Source organism: Glaciecola sp. HTCC2999, from assembly GCF_000155775.1.
Classification (GTDB): domain Bacteria; phylum Pseudomonadota; class Gammaproteobacteria; order Enterobacterales; family Alteromonadaceae; genus Opacimonas.
The window spans coordinates 406455-426984 of record NZ_DS989812.1 but is presented as its reverse complement, the minus strand read 5'-3'; the positions used below and the strand labels follow the sequence as shown (position 1 = coordinate 426984).

Below are 20530 nucleotides of genomic sequence, written 5' to 3'. Positions count from 1 at the left end.
AGATAAAACGCCACAGTGGTCACAACGTTATTCAAGAAAAGTCAATATAAGCAGAGTATGTATTAAATTTCAGCTTGTACAATCGCGCCCTTACCGACACCTTCAAAAGCAATCACTTTGACATGTGTGGCATCCGTACGACGGATCTGTTCTTCCAATAGATATTGAGCTAAGCATTCAACAGTAGTATCTCTATCGACAATTTCACATTCATTTTTTGCAATCGCCATTTCAAAATATCCTTGTGAAGATTCATAAGCAAAGGCGACGTGGGTAGTATCATTGATTGCTCCAAATTGGGAATGCAATGTCGCTATGCTTACTTGATCTTCTGCTGAACCAATATAAATATCGGCCCACCGAGCTGCCCAATAAGATTCTGCTTCTAGTGACTCTTGGCCATCTACAATAATGGTCACTTTAGAACGATGGCCATGCGCAATTCTTTGGCAGTTGCCATCATGTTTCTTAAGGCCATGAGTATAATGATAAAATGGTGTGTTGATGATTTCTGCACGGAGCAATAATTCGATCCCATCAACATTATCAGGTAAATGTAGTGCTAGCACATCTTTTAAATACGCGCCTACGCTGTCCATCGTAACCGCATCAGCATAAATAAAAGCATATGCCTCATCAGGACAATACAAATGAATTGATTGCTCATTAGGTCGGTGGAAGTTGACTTTAACCATATCATCGCTTAAATGTGTGATATCAGTAAAACGATGTTCTGCAGGGACCAATAATTTATGATCAATATATTGATCAATTAACCCTTTAAGCTGTTTTTTCACGATCCCAAAATCTTGGACCATACTTTCTTCATTTAGCTCACCCGCAAGCATGACATCCACTATCCAGCTTTCTCCTACCATACCTCGTTCTGGGCAAAGATAAGAAAAATCCATCACAGTTAAATCATTCACAAATAAGTGCATTGCTTAGTCTCGTTAGTCGTTATCAGCTTTGGATAACTGATCTTTTAAATTCGGCGGGATCCCTTTGATAACCAAAGTATCCGAAATAGGGTCATAGTGTACTTTATCTCCCAATAAATTACGATCAAAGCTCACAGTGACACCGCCACCCTGTCCAGAAAACTTAGCAAGTGGTTTTAATGCCGCACGGTCAGGTTGGAATATAGGTTCTAAAGGCTGCTCTAAATGCGCATTAAACACACTAAAATCTGATTGCTGTTCTTCATTTTTAGGTAATTTCGCAGATAACTCAGCGACATTGATGTCTTCGCCCGATGCAATTTTTTGCTTATAATAATCAGCGACGACGCCGCGGGTTAATTGCTTTTCTTCTGTCGATAAATGCTCAGTGGCTAAATAATCATCAACCTGTGCGATAAGCTGTTTATTTTGTGCCTTAATATCTACTTTTTCTTCACAGCCAACAAAACGCATAAAGAAATCTGACACTTTTCTTCCCATTCGCCCTTTAATAAAGCTAATGTAACGATATAGTTCTGGCTGCGTCGCATATTGAGTTAAATCAAGACGAACTGCTAATTGCATCTTTGGCACATCAAGGTGATCAGAATAACTCAATTCTAATTCATCGGTCACTTCAACGTGTTGTTTGGTATTTAATAGCGCAATTAATAAATATTCCGTTGCTAAAAATTCATAATGGACAAAAACAATATAACCGGTCTCAACTAAGCCATCTTCCACTAAGGCTTTGATTAATAATTGGCTAGCACCTTTAGATAAATCAATAAAATGCTCAGCATCGGTAATTGCATTACCTAACAGTTCTTTGAAAGTAGGTCCTGTGGTTTCCTGCGCCGCCGATTCAGTGTCAGCAGAGGCATCCTGCTCAAATGCGAAATCTGTTTCTTGAGGGTGTGACATACTAAAGCCCCCCACTCCTTTACCTGGTTTGGAATTAAACGCTTGGTTGATTTCATGGGCTAAGGTTTCAGTAGATTGAGTGACTTCAAAACAGGCGTTTTTGGGCGTTAACTCTAATCGCTGTTGGGCGTTAATAGATAGTTGATGCATGACAAAATGCTTGATAATCGCGCTCATGGTAAATTCACTGTTGGTGATAATCGTGATTGCTATTATAATCGATATTATTCATATAGTTCAGATATTTCGTAGTGTCTGTTCTTAACTAAGACACAAATAAAGAGTAAAGCCCTATGCCACAACAATCTCAGTATAATGATGCCCAATTCGAAGTGATACTAAACGATGTTCTAGCATGTTTAGAAAAGCATCAAGCTACCCGAGATTTATCCTTGATGGTCCTAGGTAATGCCGTTACTCATATATTTTCACACCAAGTAGATGAACGTATCCGCACACAAATGGTCGAACAGTTTTGTTCAGTATTAACTCGCAGTGTAAAGGGATAATTGATGATATTAGCAGAGTCTCCGCGCCGTCAAACCGTTTCAAAATTAGTTAGTTGGGGACACTGGTTTGCTTTTTTTAATATCATATTAGCTTTGGTGATCGCTTCCATTTATGTTTTCTCAGCGCCCATTCCCCACAGTTTATTAGGTCAAATATTTCTTTTTGCTAATTGGTTTGGTCATATTAGTTTTATTACTTTTATAAGCTTTGTCATATTAGTGCTGCCATTATGTTACGCCCTAGAAAATACTCGCTTTGTTAAATCTTATGCCTCATTTGTTTCTGCATTAGGATTGGCGCTATTAGCCTTTGATGCATTATTGTTTAACCGAACAGGATTACATATTAGTTTGAGTTCTAGCGAGCTCATCGTCACTGAGACCAACTTACAGATTGCTGCTTTTTCATGGCAAGAATGGAGTTTTTTTAGTTTATTATTTGTTGTATGGTTCGGTTTTCAACTACTGATGGCTAATGCATTATGGAAACGCATTGAACGTTTTAGACGTCGTCGTATTGGACAATCAGTCATTGCTTTATTTTTACTGAGTTTTGTTGGATCACACGGTATGCACGTCTGGGCAGATGCACGTTTATATCAACCTATAATGCAACAAGACAACATGTTTCCTTTATCTTATCCGTCGACAGCTAAAACGACTCTGTCTCGATATGGCATGTTAGATCTAGCAGATTACGCACAACAAAAATCAGTACAGTTCACATATAATATAGAGAGGTTAGACTATCCTAAAGAACCTTTATATTGTCCAATTGCACAAGATAAAGCATGGTTAGTCGTTTATTTAACAGAATCGATTGAGTTGGATAGTCAATTTGCACAAAATTGGTCTAGTGCCCCCTACTTCCGTCCGATGAATAATATAGAGACATTAGTAAAAACGAGCTTATTTAGTTTGCCAAATTTATATCATCAATATATCAATGATATGACACCGGTGCTGATAGATGTTTTATCAGGCTATAAATTACCTATTAATATGTATAGTCCTTCTAATACCGGGTTTACGCATAATAAAACCTCAACGTGGGATTTTACCGAACTAAAATCAGCACTTAATGCAAATAACGTCATTCCAGGTGTTACGTTTGCATATATTAATGCACAACAATGGTCAGAAATATCAGACACGGTGCTAGCGCTTTCAATTAATGAAGTGAAACAACATGTGTTGTTATTAAATCCTGCGAATGTCAATAACCCGATGGGTGCTGCTTTGAGTAATAGTGAAATTGCAGATACTGTAATGATAGATGAAGATATCGTACCTAGTATCTTTACTAATTTAGGATGTGATGTGGATGTCACACAATACTCAACAGGACAGAATGTATTTGCGGCAACGCGGAATTGGCAAATCACCACTCAAAATAATGCCCTCATTTTAATAAGTGATAACACAATAACTGAGATAAAACGTAATGGATTAACAAAAGTGACGTCTGCTGTCACAGGAAATGAGTTAAATCAGACTCTCAATACCGATATGTTTAATCGTTCAATTAAACATTTAAGTCAATTTTCTCAAATTAAATGAAGACACTCTCTTAGTTCATTGATTTGGTATAAGGTCGTTAGGTTTGAGTGTTGAGATAGTATTGTGAATACTTTTCCACGATCTTTGGTACTGGTTAACCAATACCCTGAACGAATTTTTGCAGCAATGGCACTCTCCATATCGGAGCGATTATCTCCTATGAAAATACTGCGTTCTAATTTAAAGTCATAATCTTTAGCTGCTTGAAACAACATGCCAGCTTTGGGTTTGCGACATTCACAATCTTTGGTATAGATGCTATCACCAACAGAAGGATGATGTGGACAAAAATATGTTTGCGTAATTACTATACCTTGTTCTATTAACTGTTCGCACATCCATTTATTTAACAACATAAAGTCATCTTCAGTGTACATACCTCGAGCGATACCCGATTGGTTTGTTACCACGACAATATCATATCCAAGCGATTGCACATGCAACATAACTTCAACAATACCATCCATAAATTCAAACTTTTCAATCGAATGAACATATCCATGATTGACATTAATAATGCCATCGCGATCAAAAAAAGCAGCCTTTTTAATAGCATGTTGCGAAACGATACTTGAAATCCGTTGACCAGGTAGCATGAAATTCCTTAATCCATTAAAAATTGTTGATATACATATACCTTAAATGCAATCGTCAATGAGGAGTTACTGTTAATGCAGGCATTTCGTTTATCTTCTGTCGCACTGTGCGCATAGGGTGTCATTGCCATAAGGTGGGCTTTTTCTTCTGAAGATAACGACAAAGTGAAATTCACATCAAATTCGTTGATTAAATTAACATCCAACTCTTGATGAGGGTCATGAGATTGGATATTTGTATACAATAGCGATTTAAATTCCTGCAGGTGAAGGGTATTGGGAACGATTTGGTACCATAAACCTCCTCTTTTAAGAATGCGTAACGCTTCTGTACTTGGTATAGGAGCAAACACTTGCAATAGCACATCAACACTGTGTTTACTTACTGGTAAATGATACGAAGAAGCCACAATGTATTGATGATTTGCTGTCATAGAATGGGCTTGTTTGGCAGCCCGAAGCACAGCATTTTTTGATATATCATTACCGTAATAGGTAATGTCATGACTTTCTAATAACTGATTTAATCGACGTAAATAATAACCTTCTCCACAACCTGCGTCGAAAAGATGATAAGTCTTATCTTGAGAAATTCGACCTTGGAGATCACTGGCAATCGCTTGTATTAACGGTTCATAATGTCCGTTATTCAAGAATACTTCACGCGCTTTGACCATGCTTTTATCATCACCAGGATCCAATGAGTGTTTAAATTGAACAGGTAACAGGTTGACGTATCCTTGTTTTGCTACATCAAAACAATGTGATTGTTGACAACGCCAAGTATTATCACGATGAACCGAATCATTTGGCGTATATAATACAGAATCGCAAATCGGGCATTGCCACATCATTTCATCTCATTGGTAAAACGGTCGCTAAATTATATCAAACAAAAACTTAATCACCTATTACCAATTCATTCCTAAATGATTATCTTTTAGTAAACACCCCGTACGTTGTCAACGTTCTCATGGTGAGATTATTCAAAGTTACGTTCTCGCTTTGTTGCGATAGTATCAATATAACTATGCCATGATGCATACCCGATAATCGGCATTAGAATAATAAATCCAATAAAGCCTGTTACAAACCCAACTGCCACCGCTGCAAATATGATAGATCCCCAAATTAACATTGGCACTTTGTTTGACCAAACAGCGTTCATACTTGTCAGTACCGCGGTAGCCAAATCAACTTGACGCTCCATCAGAATAGGCTGAGTAAACGCTGTCAAAAAGAACACAATGACTGTAAATATTGCACCTATGCAAGTACCAACAGCTAAAAAGGGTAATAAATTGATTAAACTTGGATCTAAGTATTGTGGGTAAAAAGCATGTAATAAAGCTGCAACTCTAAGCCAAAATATCATAATGATCATCAGCATTAAACCAAAAGCCCATTCATTAACAGCATTTCGTTTAATTGCTCGAAGTGAATGTCGTAATGATGGAGAGTGTTGTTTTTCAAACTCCCAAGATACATCATATAAACCTGCGGCTAAAAAGGGTCCTAACATCATAAAACAGACCAGTGCAGGTAATATAACTAAATGCCAGCCTGTTAATGCAACTAACACACTAATCCCCCAAGGAATAATAGCGAATATAATGCCATAAAAAATAGTGAGAAATGGTGCATGGCGTGCGTCTTGAAGACCGAGTGATAACCATTTAATCGGATCTCCGACATCAAGTTCTCGGCAAGGGATCACTCTAGAAATACGGCTTTGAGTAATCGCATTTTCTGGTAACTGGTCAAATTCTTTAGACATTATTATATTCCAAGTTTTAGATATGTTAAAAATTTGTATCTATTTTGTAAAATACGAGTGAACATTGAAAAAAGTTTGAAAGTTTTTCGGTTAATTCGCTGAAGAACATTATTTCACGTGAATGAGGCAAGTCAAAACAGGTTGCTACAAAGCGATTACAGTTATGACTCATTACATCATAATTGATATATTCATAAATTCGGCTCTGCGCATTTTCTGCAGCGTGATAACTATTTAAAACATTAGCGGTGTCATTACCCAATGTGAAAATATGGTCACCTGAGCGTCCTTGCAAAAATCGATTCGGTGAAATATGACGGACCAGTCCAGAACCTGCAAGCTCAACAATACCTCCATTTAACCATATGCCGGTATGAATAAACGCACCATAAATATCACAGCATACGACGGAGCCATTAAGTGGGGAAAGACGATGAGACGAATTTCTTAATATTTTTGCCATATTCGTTGTAATAAACCCTCTTAAACACTATAACACGCAGCGCACATAAGGTATGCTAAAGCAATATAGACCATTCATGTTTAAGTAAAGTTCATCCTTATGTATCAAATTGGTAAATCAAATAAACTCGACAATGTATGTTATGACATTAGAGGGCCTATCCATGCAAAAGCAAGAGCAATGGAAGAGGAAGGTCACCGTATTTTAAAATTAAACATCGGCAACCCTGCCCCATTTGGTTTTGAAGCACCTGACGACATTCTAAAAGACGTCATCTATAATTTACCTTCAGCCCAAGGATATTCTGAAGCAACTGGGATTTACGCTGCGAAAGTAGCGGTAATGCAGTACTACCAGCAAAAAGGCGTTCGCAATACCACGACTCAAGACATCTTCATAGGCAATGGTGTCAGTGAAATGATCATGATGAGCATGCAGGCATTACTCAATCAAGGTGACGAAGTACTACTACCCGCGCCAGATTATCCATTATGGACAGCTGCAGTGAGTTTATCTTCAGGTACTCCAGTGCATTATGTGTGTGATGAACAGGCAGGCTGGTTTCCTGATATTGATGATATTAAAAGTAAAATTAATCACAAAACCAAAGCTATCGTATTGATTAATCCTAATAACCCTACTGGTGCAGTATATTCAAAAGCATTATTACTCGATATCGTGGCATTAGCACGTGAACATAATCTCGTGATCTACAGTGACGAAATATATGACAAGATTCTATATGATGATGCTCAACATACGTGCATCGCGTCCTTAGCCAACGATGTATTTATTGTGACTATGTCCGGTTTATCTAAAAATTATAGAGTGGCTGGTTTTAGAGCTGGTTGGTTACTCGTTTCTGGAAATAAACGAATAGCCCAAGAATACATAGATGCACTAAATATGCTTAGTTCAATGCGTATGTGTGCAAATGTGCCTTGTCAGCATGCAATTCAAACCGCATTAGGTGGATATCAGAGCATCAATGACCTAATTCATGACACTGGGCGATTAAAATTACAACGTGATGCTGCAACGACTGCATTAAATGCGATTGACGGTATCTCCTGCGTTCCGCCAAAAGGTGCGATGTATTGTTTCGCTAAAGTTGACGCTAAAAAGTTCAATATCCACAATGATGAAAAAATGATTTTTGATTTACTCGAAAGTGAGAAAATTCTGCTGGTCCATGGGCGAGCTTTCAATTTAAATCAAGGCTGTTATTTTAGACTCGTATTTTTACCCCATACGGATGTATTAGCTCCTGCAATTGGTCGTATAGGTCAATTTTTCAATCATTACCAACAACGTTGATAGAGATGATTCAAAAAAGTACTTTTCTAGCTTGGCTGTTACGAATGCCTCTTATCAAAAGATGGGCATTGATGCATACCATTAAACCCGAAAATGTCGCCGAACATTCTCACCAAGTTGCTGTGATTGCTCATTTACTAGCAGTAATTCGTAACACTTACTTTGATGGACAACTGGAACCAGAAAAAGCAGCAACTATTGCCTTATACCACGAAGTCAGCGAAACAAAATTACAAGATATTAACCATGTGACTAAATATCATAACCCGACCTTAACCCGTGAATTTAAAAAACTCGAAGAATTAGCTGAAATTGAATGCTTGCATACATTACCCAGCGATTTACAACCCATATTTGGTCATTTATTAGTGCAGAATCAGGTGCCCACTCCCTATAAGAAAATTGTCAAAGCAGCAGATCTATTATCTGCCTATTTAAAGGCATGTGATGAAATTCGTTTTGGAAACCATGAATTTGAGCCCGTTAAAACTCGCCTAGAACGAATGCTAGCAACATTTTCTGATGATATGCCTGAAGTTAAGTATTTCAGAGAGTGTTTTGAAGAAAATTGCGCAGTAGGCGTAGATGAACTGGCAAAAAACACAAAGTAGATTAAAGTAATAAGTAACATTTTTTAAATTTAAATAGTCAATCGCAGAATGCTTCTTTACCAAAAATACAATCACATCATTGAGAGCAAGACATTATCTGGTCTATGGGAATATGATTACACAACCAATGTTATGACTTGGAGTGATTATGTATATGTAATTTTTGGTTGCTCTAAAGATTACGTTCCTTCGCTGGAAGAAAATACGCGTTTTTTCTCCACTGACAGTATTAAGAGACTGACACAAAATATTTACTTTTTAGAAGAATATAAGAGTAACTTTACGGGTGTCTATGATATTTGTGATACTAGTGGTGAAGAACGTAAAATAGAAATTTTTATGACTGGGGATTTTGACAATGATGTCATTACTAAACGTTATGGCATCATTCGAGACATTACGAAACAACATCATCAAAACGTTGAAAGCGAATTCCTAAAACAACGTATTGCGCTTGCATTAAATACTTCAGCAACAGGTACTTGGGATTATCATGTTGAGAATCAAATATTGTATTGGGATGATTCAATGTTATCGATATTTGATTTATCGCCCCAACAAAAAGTATCTCGATTCGAACATTGGATTGATCTTATTCACCCAAGCGACCGCAACGATTTTATTACTGCATTTAACAGAGGCTCTAGAGGCTTAGCTGAAAATAACGCTATACTTATCACTTGTCGCACACTTTCTCCACTAGGAAGAATTTCTTATGTACGAATTAACGCTAAATTTTATATGGATGAAAATAAGCGAAATCTACGTATATTAGGGACCTGTATAGACACCACTGAATCAGAAATTTCACAAAAAGAAATTGTCAATCAAGCCACTAAAGCTCAAGAAAATATGATCATTGCTCAAGATGCATCAGCTTCAAGAACTCGCTTTTTAGCCAACATGAGTCATGAGATAAGAACGCCCATGAATGCAATTATGGGAGCGTTACAAATTCTAGAAAGTTACGATTTAGATACCGGCTCATTAAACCTTGTTAACATGGCCATAGACTCTTCCGATCATCTTCTAAAAATAATCAATGACATCTTAGATTTATCTAAAATCGACGCACACCAAATGGCTATAGAGTCTATTGGAATAAATTTACAACAGTTACTGACAAGTGCTATCGACAAATTTATGCTGTCTTTAGATAAGGATATTGAAATTAATTTAACTATCCCACCTGAATTTAATCCTTATCGCGTGGGAGACCCCGTCAGATTTAACCAAATCATTAATAATTTAATTTCAAATGCGATTAAATTTACTGAAAAAGGCTCTGTTGACATATGTTTGCTTGGTAACGATGAGAGCATTGAGTTAAGCGTAAAAGATACGGGTATCGGGATCCCCAAACACCAATTACAAAACATTTTCTCACCGTTCAAACAAGCTGACGATTCAATCACCAGGAGCTATGGTGGAACTGGATTAGGTTTAGCAATTTGTACAAGCTTAACTGAGTTAATGTCTGGTAAGCTAAAAGTAACAAGTGAAGAAGGTGTGGGTACTGAATTTACATTTCAAGCTCCAATGCCAATAACGGATGCTCCAACAGTTAATGAATCTTTAAAAATGCAAATTGAACCACCCGATTTAACGGGTTTAAATATTATTATTGCTGAAGACAATGAATCTAATCAAACCATATTGAAGCATATCTTGGCCAATAAAAATAATAATATTCAAATCTGTGATAATGGCAAGCAAGCACTTGAAACTTATCATCAAATGCAAGATGTTGATTTATTGATATTAGATATACATATGCCAGTATTAAATGGTATCGATGTGTGTAAAGCTATACGTGAGAATGACAATGAGGTACCTATTTTAGCTTTGACTGCGGATGTCAATTTTCAAAATAAGCATCTATATATTGACCATGGATTCACCGATATAGTAACAAAACCGCTCAAGTTACCTGAGCTTTATCAGTTCATTAAGTCACAATGCCAAACTCAATAATTAACGTAATGGCTTAATAAAAGTATTAAGATTGCTCTTTTTATTTCTAGTGTAAAAAAATAGGTGCATTATCTTAGTTACATACTATAATCAGTTAAAAGCGTGTTAGGAAAACAAATATATTATGATCAATGATGATTCAGTAAATGATTCCCCCTCTCATATCGTTGCCATTGGAGCTTCTGCCGGTGGCTTAGAAGCTTTAGAGGTATTATTTGATGCACTGCCAGACGACTTAGGTTGTTCATATGTGGTGGTTCAACATTTATCACCTGATTTTAAAAGCATGATGGATGAGCTTCTTAAGAAGCATACTAATATGCCTACACATCAGGCAACAGAAGGCGAAACTCTTCTAGCTAACACGGTATATCTCATACCTGCAGGTAAACTAATGCGGGTCACAGACGGTAAAATATATTTATCTGAACTGCCGCCTGATAATCGAATTAATTTACCTATTAATGAATTCTTTAGAACATTAGCTGAAGATTCTCAAAATAAAGCGGTGGGTATTATATTATCAGGAACAGGTTCTGATGGTTGCCGTGGGATCCAAGCAATGAAAGAAGCAGGTGCGATGGTCATTTCTCAAGACCCAGAGGAAGCACAGTTCAATGGTATGCCGCAGAACGCAATCAATACAGGTTCTGTTGATTTTGTATTGAAAGTGGCTGAAATGCCTGGCTACATCAAAAACTTTATTTCACATCCACTTACGGCGACTACGACAGATCAATTCAAATTTCATCTATCTCAAAATACGGGTTTACTAGAGCAAATTCTAAAGCTCATTCAAAAACAAACAGATTTAGATTTTAAAGCATACAAAGAATCCACAGTATCACGTCGTATTGAACATCGAATGAGTATTAACAATAAACTGTCATTACAGGAATATTGGGAATATTTACAAGAAAATGAAAATGAAATAGAACTCGTTAAACAGGACTTGTTAATCGGGGTAACACAGTTTTTCCGCGACCCTGAGTTATGGGAAAAGTTACGCGTTGAAGTGATCAAACCACTTGTCCTTGAAGCAACGCCAAAAGATCCAATTCGAGTTTGGACAACAGGATGCTCAACAGGTGAGGAAGCTTATACAATAGCGATGTTATTTGACAGCACCATTAAAGAGTTAGGCTTAGAGCGTCAAGTAAAAGTATTTGCCAGTGATATCGACCAGACAGCTGTTGCTTACGCTGCAAATGGTATTTACCCTACCGGTATTAGTAACGAAGTCCCAAGTAATTACCTGAGTAACTACTTTTACACATTAGCCGATGGTAATTATCAAGTCACTAAAGAATTACGTAGCTTAGTGGTATTAGCAACACATAATGTTATTCAAGATCCACCATTTTCAAATATGGATCTCGTAAGTTGCCGTAATTGCCTTATCTATTTGCAAACACCTGCACAACAAAAAGCACTGGCATTTTTCCATTTTGCATTAAAGAAGAATGGCTACATGGTGCTCGGTAGTGCAGAATCACCAGGGAATTTCTCTAACTACTTCCATACTATCGATTCTAAATTACGTATTTATCAAAAAACTCAGGATCTACGTATTCCAGTCTCCTCAATTACGTCACAAGGTATTCGACGTGGAGGATATGAACCGAAAACAATTCCTCAATATATCGAACGCATCAATAAACGTACTGTTAAGCCGCGTAATCGTTTAATTGGTATTAAAACCTTACAAGAACGGTTTTTACCACCCACGTTTATTATTGATTCAAAACTCCAACTTATATACAGCTATGGTGATACTTCGTTTTTGACGACAAAGTTGAAAGCTGGTGAAGTGACCAATGATATAGCTGATATTCTGGTGCCAGAATTAACTAGTCATGTTTTATCTGCTGCTCATCAAGTGATCAGAGAAAATAATGGCATACTGATGGAGAGTGTATTTAATCAAACCGATACAAATGGTGAGCTTAAAAGTTATAGTCTCAATTGCTTTTCTTTTAATGAAGAAGATGAAGCTGAAAAATATATTGCGATAAGTTTTGTTGAAAATGCTTCAAGTAAGGTATTAACGGGAGATTTAGTATATACCCCCGAGGAACAAACTCAGCAACGTATTTTAGAACTTGATTCGTCACTTGTTGAATGTCAACGTATGTACCGTGAAGCACTAGAAGATTTAGACACCACCAGTGAAGAATTACAATCGAGTAATGAAGAGTTAATGGCTGCAAATGAAGAACTTCAATCCACTAATGAAGAATTACAATCAGTCAACGAAGAATTATATACAGTCAACAGTGAATATCAGCAAAAAATTGTAGAGCTTACTGATACTAATAACGATTTAGAGAACTTATTAACTGCGACAGAACTTGCTGTATTGTTTTTAGATTCTGAATTACGTATTCGTCGATATACACGTCCATTAACTAACTTCTTGAACATTATGGACTTCGATTTAAACCGTCCATTTATGGACCTGTCATTGAAGTTTGATTTTGATGGTTTGCATCAATTAATTCATTCTGTCAATGATGGTGGTGGTCCAGTACATGAGGTTATTGATATATCTGAGGAATCTCAAATTGAAATATCAATATCACCATATACAATTGGTAAAGACAATAATGGTGTAGTGGTAAGTATGCGAGAACTTAAATAGAGATTAGCTATTTATATCTATTGAACACCATACAAAAAGGTAACCAAAGGTTACCTTTTTTATTTCGAAAAGGATAATTATAGAATGTCTGCAAAAGCTACATCACATTTAATTTGGGAACAACGTCATCAACCTCGAACAGATTCACGTGATGGTGACCATCGAAGTGCAGCACAGCGGGATAAGGCTAGAGTAATGCACTCTGCTGCTTTTCGCAGGCTACAAGCCAAAACACAAATTCATGGCATTGGATTGAGTGATTTTTTTCGTACCCGTCTTACACATTCGTTAGAAGCAGCACAAATTGGTGCCGGTATTACTGAGCAATTGAGACAAAAATATCCTGAACAATCAATGCTTTTAGGTTTAGATGGGCATTTAATTGAAACAATATGTCTAGCTCATGATATAGGTCATCCACCTTTTGGTCATGGTGGCGAAATAGCTTTAAATTATATGATGCGAGATTATGGAGGCTTTGAAGGAAACGCACAAACTTTTAGAATTGTTTCAAAATTAGAACCATATACCATTAAAAATGGCATGAATTTAAGTCGACGTACATTATTAGGCTTAGTGAAATACCCAAACTACATTGATAACTTAGTTTATCCCTATCCCGAATGTCAAGCTCGTAGTACTAGAGAGATCACTGCTAACGCATATATACCTCCAAAAGGCCTGTATCAATGTGATGCAGCTGTATTTGATTGGTTATTATCCGGGATCGATTCAAGTGATAGTCAGTTGTTTATAAAGGCTGAAAAACAGCAAGATAAACATGCTAAAACGCAATTTAAAAGTTTTGATTGTTCAGTGATGGAACTCGCAGATGATATTGCTTATGGGATCCATGATCTCGAGGACGCCATTGTAATGAATAAGGTAACAATTAGTACTTTTGAGCATGAAATTGTTAAGCCTATTCAACAATCAGATGGTCGTCTTGCACAGCGGATCCATACCCTAGCATTAGAATTATTTAGTGAAGAAAATTATCGACGTAAAAATGCTATAGGTGCATTGGTCAATAATTTCATCACTGCAATTAACATCCATCGTCATCAGATCTTTAAAACGAATCTACTCGATTATCAAGCTCAATTACCTAAAATTGAAGCGACTTGCCTGACCTATTTTAAAGATTATGTCAGAAAGCACGTAATTAATAACACTGAAGTTCAGATAATGGAATACAAAGGCCAACAAATTGTCATGGAGTTGTTTCAGGCATTTAGTTCAGACCCACAACGATTACTACCTAGTAATACCTTAAAACGCTGGCAAGAAGCTCAATCAGAAGGTTTAGGCGAACGTATATTAGCTGATTATATCTCAGGCATGACTGATGAATTTGCTAGTCGTATGCATCAAAGTCTATTTAGTCCTGTTAGACAGGATCTTTAGGAAAAAACAATAAAAAAACATTGACTGTTTATTTATACAGTACTATATTTATAACCACTGTATAAATAAACAAGGTTCAGCTCATGACATCCACTCAAGCACTTCATCAAATTTATGCGATCGATACATTACAATATGGAATAAAGCAGCATTCAGTAGAAAAGAAACAAGCAAAATGGCAGTATTTATTAAGTGATACTATTTGTTTTGGTCGAGATATTGAGAGTGGAATACGTATACAAAAACCCGAAAAAGCAAAAGTATTCGCATGGGTAATGAGAATTGTGAGTCAAGGGCAATGTGAAAGCATATACATCGAAAATCATGAATTTTCTAACATGCAAACCGCACTCCTTCAACAAGCAGCTCAACGTTTTGAAGTCAATGTAACCGTATTAAATACTGTAAGTAATACAAATAATGTCGTGGTTGGCCCCTGGTAGACATCTTATGAGACATAATCAATCTATTCAAAGTTGGCAGTATCTACTTTTGCAAAGTGGCTATGCTATGGGTTTATGTGTGTTTCTTGCCACTTTTTATCAATTAGTTGATATTTAATACGTTCATGCTGATCAGCAAGCAACAAGTAATCTACTTGTTGTGTTTCTAACAGTAATACACAAAATGTATCAGGAATACTATTATTCAAACTAAGCTCGTTAACTAGTTTATCATCTAAATACCAATAAAATTGGGCTTTAGCAGATGGAGAAATTTTATTCCAGACTGACGTTCTTAAGTCTGAAGTATTGGCAAAAATGTTAATGTTGCCACTAAGTCGATATTGTTCACGAGTTTTTGCAAAGTACCAACATATCTCAGCATGAGAATGAGCTTGTAGTGCTAGGAATTTATCAGAACGAGTATCAGTGATCATAATAATGTGGTCTGATTCATCGACAAATCCACGAAACACTAACGTTCGGTTTTGCACAAAACCTTCATCACTCAGTGTCGCTAGTTGAATATACTTAGCTTCGGGTTTACTCCGAGACACATGTAGGCTTCTTGCTAACCTCTGTCGCCAAGCACTAATAGTAAATGTCGACGTCATCGCTTAACCGTATTAAATAAACGATAAAAATTTTCTGTTGTATGTTTTGCTAAAGCTTCGACTGATATCCCTCGTAAATTAGCTATGAACTCCCCTACTTCGACAACGTAGCCTGGTTGATTGGGTTTGCCACGATATGGTACCGGCGCTAGCCATGGCGAATCAGTCTCAATAAGTAAACGATCAATAGGGATCATTTTTGCAACTTCTTGTAATTCTTTAGCAGATTTAAACGTTACAATCCCGGATAAAGAAATATATAGACCTAAATCTAATGCTTGCTGTGCCATTTCCATAGACTCTGTAAAACAATGTAATACACCAGAAGTCTGTTCATTTTTATGCGCCTTATATAATGCAATAGTATCTTCACGCGCATTACGAGTATGAATAATTAATGGCTTACCTACTTGGGAAGCGACTTTGATATGATCAATAAAACTGCGCTGTTGAACTGCTTTAGTATCAGTGGAGTGATAGTAATCTAAACCCGTCTCCCCTACTGCCACTACTTTATCCAAAGCAGCATAACCAAGCAAAGTATCATAATCGGTCATCTCATCCTCATAACAAGGATGTACACCACAAGACACAGAAACATTATCAAACTCACTCACTGTTTCGACCATATCATCAAATTCACTTACACTTACAGCCACGCACAACATGTGTTCAACACCACGTTGTTGCGCAAAATTAACAGCTTCGGCTAGCTCTGAGGGTGACTTATCTAATTTATCAAGATGACAATGGGAATCTACAAACATGATTAACTCATAACCTTATCTATAACTTGGGAGAGTACCAAACGTTTATTGGTACCTTGATGATGAATACGTTGCATTTGTTGACTGACAAAATCTGAAACGGCAAGAAAACGCAATGACTCCTTCTTATCAGTTGCTTGTGCTGTCTTTTGTTGCAGCATTAATTGTAACCAACCAAGAGACTGGTGCGCTTGTGAATGCCACTTTTGAGCAAACTCCAAACTATTTAATTGGCCTTGCTTAATAGCACCTAAATCTTGTTTAAACGCATTATAATTCATTTCAGTATCTTCTGTTAACGCATTAACAATACTCAAAGGAGCAAATTGATAAGCGCGCATCAGATCATCTGCAGCTGTGATTTGATAATGTTCATTTAACCATGCACGGATCATATCTAAACTAGGTATGATCAATGTGTTTTTTTCACAACGACTTAGTATTGTCGGTAGTAAGCGCTGAATATCACTCACAGTTAACAGTAAGAACGTATTTAAGCTTGGTTCTTCAAGCGTCTTAAGCAATGCGTTCGCCGCTGATTCAGTCATTGTGTCGGCATGTTCGATAATCAATATTTTACGCTGACGTAACTGAGCATGTTCTTGTAATTTAGTTAATGCTTCACGTATTTCATTGACTGAAATTTGTTTATCACTCGCAATGACATAGCGATCAGGGTGTGATGAAGCTTGATTAAGTAAACAACTTTGGCATTGACCACATGCGTGTCCAAATTTGAGATGATGACATAGCAAATCATCCGCCAATTGATGTACATAAGCATGTTTACCCATACCAGGTTTAGCATGGAGTAATATCGCATGGTGCAAGGTATTCGCCTGAGCATGACGCATAAATTGCGTGTGAATCTCAGTAAACCAAGGATAACAAATACTCATTCAGTCATCCCTAAAAATTGACGAACAGCCGTTATCACATCTTCGCGAACTTTATCAATACTTTGCTCAGCATCAATCAGGATAGCGGAATCTGAATTTTTCACTAAGTTTAAATAGGTTTCACGCGCGCGTTCAAAAAAAGCTAATCCGGACTGTTCAATCCGATCTAATTCACCTCGAGCGGCAGCACGACTTAACCCTACTTTGGGATTAATATCTAAATAAATAGTTAAATTTGCAGTAAAACCATCTAAAGTTAATTCACGTATCGCGTTTAAATGCGCTAAATTAACTTGTCGCCCCCCACCTTGATACGCTAAGGAAGACCAATCGTGACGGTCACCCAACACCCATATTCCATTCGCTAATGCCGGTTTAATGGTGTTTTCAATCAACTGACTACGTGCTGCATACATCAATAATAATTCAGTTTGCTCTGTGACTATTTCATCTTGCCAATCGTGTTTAACACAGTCACGAATAGCTTCAGCCATGGGAGTGCCACCAGGTTCACGAGTTAATTTGAGTTCATGTCCGTGCGCTTCTAACTCTCGCTGAATGGCCTTGATAACAGTACTTTTCCCTGCCCCTTCCAGACCCTCAACAACAATAAACTGTCCTAACTTCGTCATCCTTGTGCCTATTCTTTACTAATGGTTTTATTAAGCTGATATTGTCGCACAGCTTGATTATGTTCTTGTAATGTTTCTGAGAAATGATGTTCACCATTACCTTTAGCCACAAAGTATAAATCTTGTGTCGCTAATGGCTTTAAAACTGATTCAAGCGCAGCCTTAGATGGGGCTGCAATTGGAGATGGTGGAAGGCCTTTCATTGTATAAGTATTGAATGGCGTGGGTGTTTTAAGATGTTCACGAGTAATATCCCCATCAAAGGAGGGTCCTATTCCGTAAATTACTGTGGGATCCGTTTGTAATCGCATATTACGCGACAAACGATTTAAAAATACACCGGCGATATGTTCACGCTCATGAGCCGCACCTGTTTCTTTTTCAATAATCGAAGCAAGCGTTATCCATTGTGCCTTGGATGGAATTAACTCTGGTAATTCATACTCAGATAATAATTGATTTAAGGTATCAACTTGTGCCTGTTTGGCCTGACGGAGAATACTTGTTGCACTGGCAAGATGGGTAAACTGGTATGTTTCTGGTAAATATGTACCTTCAGACCATACCCTTCCAGTTAAATCAGTATAGCGAAAGTTACCTTCATCAAATTTCACATCGATGTTGATCAGGCCAGTTGAGCTCATCTTCGCTAACCATTCCCAAAGAGTTTGTCCCTCTACTAGGGTAATTTTATGAGTGATCACTTCCCCTTTTGCTACTTCTGACAGCCAAGATACTAAACTTTGATCATGGGATAATTGATACCAACCAGCTTTAATCTGACTTAAATGAGGATTAGTCTTGAGCCATAATTTTCGCAACACGCCAGTGTCGGTCAGATAATCCCGCTGATTCATCTGCTTGAGTAATTGCACTACATTAGAACCAGATTTCACTTCAACTAACACTGTTGCCTGATTAGGTAACTTAAATAAAGTACGGCCTTGAATATTGATTAGATAAGCGGCACTTATTGTTGCTAATAATGCCAGACACATCAACCATGTTATAAGCGTTGCTTTAATTTTATTGGTCATTTATTTGACTCTATGAGCATAAATTGTTGTATCAACGTTTGTAACGCTGGCAATTGATTATTAGTGTAAAGGGTTGTCTGTTCCTGAAGAGTTTGTTGCTGATTAAGCGATAAGGTCTGTTGATTATTATGTGATACATTTATTTGCTTTATCGGCATCACACCTCTTACCGCATTACACGCAAACGCAGATTCGGCATTAATGAGATCAATCAACCCATAATCACCAACCAAAAAATCCATATCGTAATAGGTAAACATATTCAACAAAAACTGACGATACACACCATTTACACCGCAGTGGTTAAGTGACGGGGTAAGCCATGTATTATTTGCAAACCAAAATAAATTAGCACTACTTGTTTCTATAATATGTTGTCTACTATCTAAACAGACCACATCGTCAAGACCCAGTACATCAGCTTGACGTTTAAACAAAACCTGCTCGAGTCGATTACAATGTTTAATTCCGGCAAGCATGGATTGTTCCGATAAATATCCTTGTCCCACAGATAAGCTTAATGCATCTAAACTATCCGGAAAAGGTGATACTTTAATCAACGCACGTGGTTCACTTTGAGCACCTCGCGAATAGCCACGCCCACCCTGTCCCAGGGATATATGCACTTTTATAACACATTGTCTTGGGGCTGACATTGCAGTATTTTGTATCGCTTTAATCAATCCTGACCAGTCACTGATTTCGACGAACAATCGCTTAGCATCAGATTGTAATCGCTGAATATGTAAATCAAATAAATGAATTTGTTGATCAAGACAGCACATCGTCGTAAAAAAACCATCTCCGTAATTAAAGGCACGGTCATTACTAGGGATCAATGTAGTGGCAGTATCTGAGTAAATTTCTAATTTCATGTTCACTACATTAGCAAAAACCAAGGGATATTCAACTATTGTTCGAAAATGATTAACCGTGCATTTAAAGTACGATAAATAGTGCTTATTAGACATAAAAAAACGCAGGATATACCTGCGTTTTTAAATGATTGTATGAAACTTAATCAGGGCGTTTAAATAGTAGCGAACCATTGGTTCCACCAAAGCCAAATGAATTACACAAGGCATACGCCTGTTCAAATGGTAATGGTGTATGTGGTACTAAATTTAAATCGCATTCCGGACTAGGATTATCCAAGTTTATCGTTGGCGGTGCCATCTTATCGCGAAGCGCTAGGATAGTAAAAATAGCTTCTACTGAACCGGCAGCTCCTAATAAGTGACCCGTCATTGATTTGGTTGAGCTAACCAATACGTCTTTCGCTGATTCTTTAAAAATGGCTTTAACTGCTGCAATCTCAGCTTTATCACCAGCAGGTGTTGAAGTGCCATGTGCATTAATATAACCAATATCTTTAACATCGACAGAAGCATCATTAATTGCATTTGCATGCTGCTGCG

General features: G+C 37.2%; 20 protein-coding genes and 1 pseudogene. 8 read left to right on the top strand and 13 right to left on the bottom strand.

From position 1 onward, the window contains the following. Window positions 1–62: 62 nt before the first annotated feature. Together G2999_RS08220 and yejK are read right to left on the bottom strand one after the other, a co-directional pair. The gene (locus tag G2999_RS08220) at window positions 63–941 is read right to left on the bottom strand and encodes a 6-carboxytetrahydropterin synthase (protein WP_010180582.1); all 879 of its coding nucleotides are present in this window, start codon (window positions 939–941) and stop codon (window positions 63–65) included. 12 nt (window positions 942–953) lie between these two features. Beyond that, complete coding sequence (gene yejK / locus G2999_RS08215) at window positions 954–2042, bottom strand: nucleoid-associated protein YejK (protein WP_010180580.1); 1089 nt, start codon at window positions 2040–2042, stop codon at window positions 954–956. A 116-nt stretch (window positions 2043–2158) separates the two neighbouring features. Here yejK and G2999_RS08210 point away from each other — a divergent pair, with 116 nt between their 5' ends. Together G2999_RS08210 and G2999_RS08205 are read left to right on the top strand one after the other, a co-directional pair. After that, a complete protein-coding gene (locus G2999_RS08210) occupies window positions 2159–2374 on the top strand; it encodes a DUF1414 domain-containing protein (RefSeq protein ID WP_010180579.1) in 216 nt (71 codons plus the stop codon). A 3-nt stretch (window positions 2375–2377) separates the two neighbouring features. Next, complete coding sequence (locus G2999_RS08205; RefSeq protein ID WP_010180577.1) at window positions 2378–3934, top strand: DUF3413 domain-containing protein; 1557 nt, start codon at window positions 2378–2380, stop codon at window positions 3932–3934. Here G2999_RS08205 and G2999_RS12235 read toward each other — a convergent pair. From G2999_RS12235 to G2999_RS12225, 4 genes are all read right to left on the bottom strand, one after another. Beyond that, the gene (locus G2999_RS12235) at window positions 3922–4530 is read right to left on the bottom strand and encodes a D-glycero-beta-D-manno-heptose 1,7-bisphosphate 7-phosphatase (RefSeq protein WP_010180575.1); all 609 of its coding nucleotides are present in this window, start codon (window positions 4528–4530) and stop codon (window positions 3922–3924) included. The genes G2999_RS08205 and G2999_RS12235 overlap by 13 nt on opposite strands. An 8-nt stretch (window positions 4531–4538) precedes the next feature. After that, window positions 4539–5384, bottom strand: a complete 846-nt coding sequence (locus G2999_RS12230; protein ID WP_050751034.1) for a putative RNA methyltransferase — start codon at window positions 5382–5384, stop codon at window positions 4539–4541. A gap of 128 nt (window positions 5385–5512) precedes the next feature. After that, on the bottom strand, window positions 5513–6307 hold the full coding sequence (locus G2999_RS08190) for a DUF2189 domain-containing protein (RefSeq protein WP_010180572.1): 795 nt from the start codon (window positions 6305–6307) through the stop codon (window positions 5513–5515). A gap of 25 nt (window positions 6308–6332) precedes the next feature. After that, window positions 6333–6770, bottom strand: a complete 438-nt coding sequence (locus tag G2999_RS12225; protein ID WP_010180570.1) for a hypothetical protein — start codon at window positions 6768–6770, stop codon at window positions 6333–6335. A 99-nt stretch (window positions 6771–6869) separates the two neighbouring features. Here G2999_RS12225 and G2999_RS08180 point away from each other — a divergent pair, with 99 nt between their 5' ends. The 6 genes from G2999_RS08180 (at window position 6870) to G2999_RS08155 (ending at window position 15163) form a co-directional block, all read left to right on the top strand. Continuing rightward, window positions 6870–8087, top strand: a complete 1218-nt coding sequence (locus G2999_RS08180; protein WP_010180568.1) for a pyridoxal phosphate-dependent aminotransferase — start codon at window positions 6870–6872, stop codon at window positions 8085–8087. A 5-nt stretch (window positions 8088–8092) separates the two neighbouring features. Continuing rightward, the gene (yfbR, locus tag G2999_RS08175) at window positions 8093–8698 is read left to right on the top strand and encodes a 5'-deoxynucleotidase (protein ID WP_034955558.1); all 606 of its coding nucleotides are present in this window, start codon (window positions 8093–8095) and stop codon (window positions 8696–8698) included. Window positions 8699–8746: 48 nt separating this feature from the next. Beyond that, window positions 8747–10672: a hybrid sensor histidine kinase/response regulator gene (locus tag G2999_RS08170; protein WP_083781697.1), complete on the top strand. Its 1926-nt coding sequence runs from the start codon at window positions 8747–8749 to the stop codon at window positions 10670–10672. Window positions 10673–10796: 124 nt separating this feature from the next. Continuing rightward, window positions 10797–13313 carry a chemotaxis protein CheB gene (locus G2999_RS08165; RefSeq protein ID WP_010180561.1) on the top strand — a complete coding sequence of 839 codons (2517 nt, stop codon included), beginning with the start codon at window positions 10797–10799 and terminating at the stop codon, window positions 13311–13313. Window positions 13314–13397: 84 nt separating this feature from the next. Then, complete coding sequence (locus G2999_RS08160) at window positions 13398–14720, top strand: anti-phage deoxyguanosine triphosphatase (RefSeq protein ID WP_010180559.1); 1323 nt, start codon at window positions 13398–13400, stop codon at window positions 14718–14720. A gap of 83 nt (window positions 14721–14803) precedes the next feature. Further along, window positions 14804–15163 (top strand): hypothetical protein, encoded by a 360-nt coding sequence (locus G2999_RS08155; protein WP_010180557.1) that lies wholly within the window; start codon window positions 14804–14806, stop codon window positions 15161–15163. Window positions 15164–15228: 65 nt separating this feature from the next. Here the strand turns inward: G2999_RS08155 and G2999_RS08150 are convergent, their stop codons facing one another. The 7 genes and pseudogenes from G2999_RS08150 to G2999_RS13725 form a co-directional block, all read right to left on the bottom strand. Beyond that, the gene (locus tag G2999_RS08150; RefSeq protein ID WP_029257465.1) at window positions 15229–15777 is read right to left on the bottom strand and encodes a pyridoxamine 5'-phosphate oxidase family protein; all 549 of its coding nucleotides are present in this window, start codon (window positions 15775–15777) and stop codon (window positions 15229–15231) included. Continuing rightward, window positions 15774–16544 (bottom strand): TatD family hydrolase, encoded by a 771-nt coding sequence (locus G2999_RS08145; RefSeq protein ID WP_010180553.1) that lies wholly within the window; start codon window positions 16542–16544, stop codon window positions 15774–15776. Before G2999_RS08145 ends, G2999_RS08150 begins: the two co-directional genes overlap by 4 nt. A 2-nt stretch (window positions 16545–16546) precedes the next feature. Continuing rightward, window positions 16547–17443 (bottom strand): AAA family ATPase, encoded by an 897-nt coding sequence (locus tag G2999_RS08140; RefSeq protein ID WP_010180552.1) that lies wholly within the window; start codon window positions 17441–17443, stop codon window positions 16547–16549. Beyond that, window positions 17440–18075: a dTMP kinase gene (tmk, locus tag G2999_RS08135; protein WP_010180551.1), complete on the bottom strand. Its 636-nt coding sequence runs from the start codon at window positions 18073–18075 to the stop codon at window positions 17440–17442. The genes G2999_RS08140 and tmk overlap by 4 nt, the downstream gene beginning before the upstream one ends. 8 nt (window positions 18076–18083) lie before the next feature. After that, window positions 18084–19112 carry an endolytic transglycosylase MltG gene (gene mltG, locus G2999_RS08130; RefSeq protein ID WP_010180550.1) on the bottom strand — a complete coding sequence of 343 codons (1029 nt, stop codon included), beginning with the start codon at window positions 19110–19112 and terminating at the stop codon, window positions 18084–18086. Then, window positions 19109–19987, bottom strand: a complete 879-nt coding sequence (pabC, locus tag G2999_RS12220; protein ID WP_010180549.1) for an aminodeoxychorismate lyase — start codon at window positions 19985–19987, stop codon at window positions 19109–19111. Before pabC ends, mltG begins: the two co-directional genes overlap by 4 nt. 142 nt (window positions 19988–20129) lie before the next feature. After that, a pseudogene (locus G2999_RS13725) lies at window positions 20130–20530 on the bottom strand (beta-ketoacyl-ACP synthase II); the annotation flags it as partial.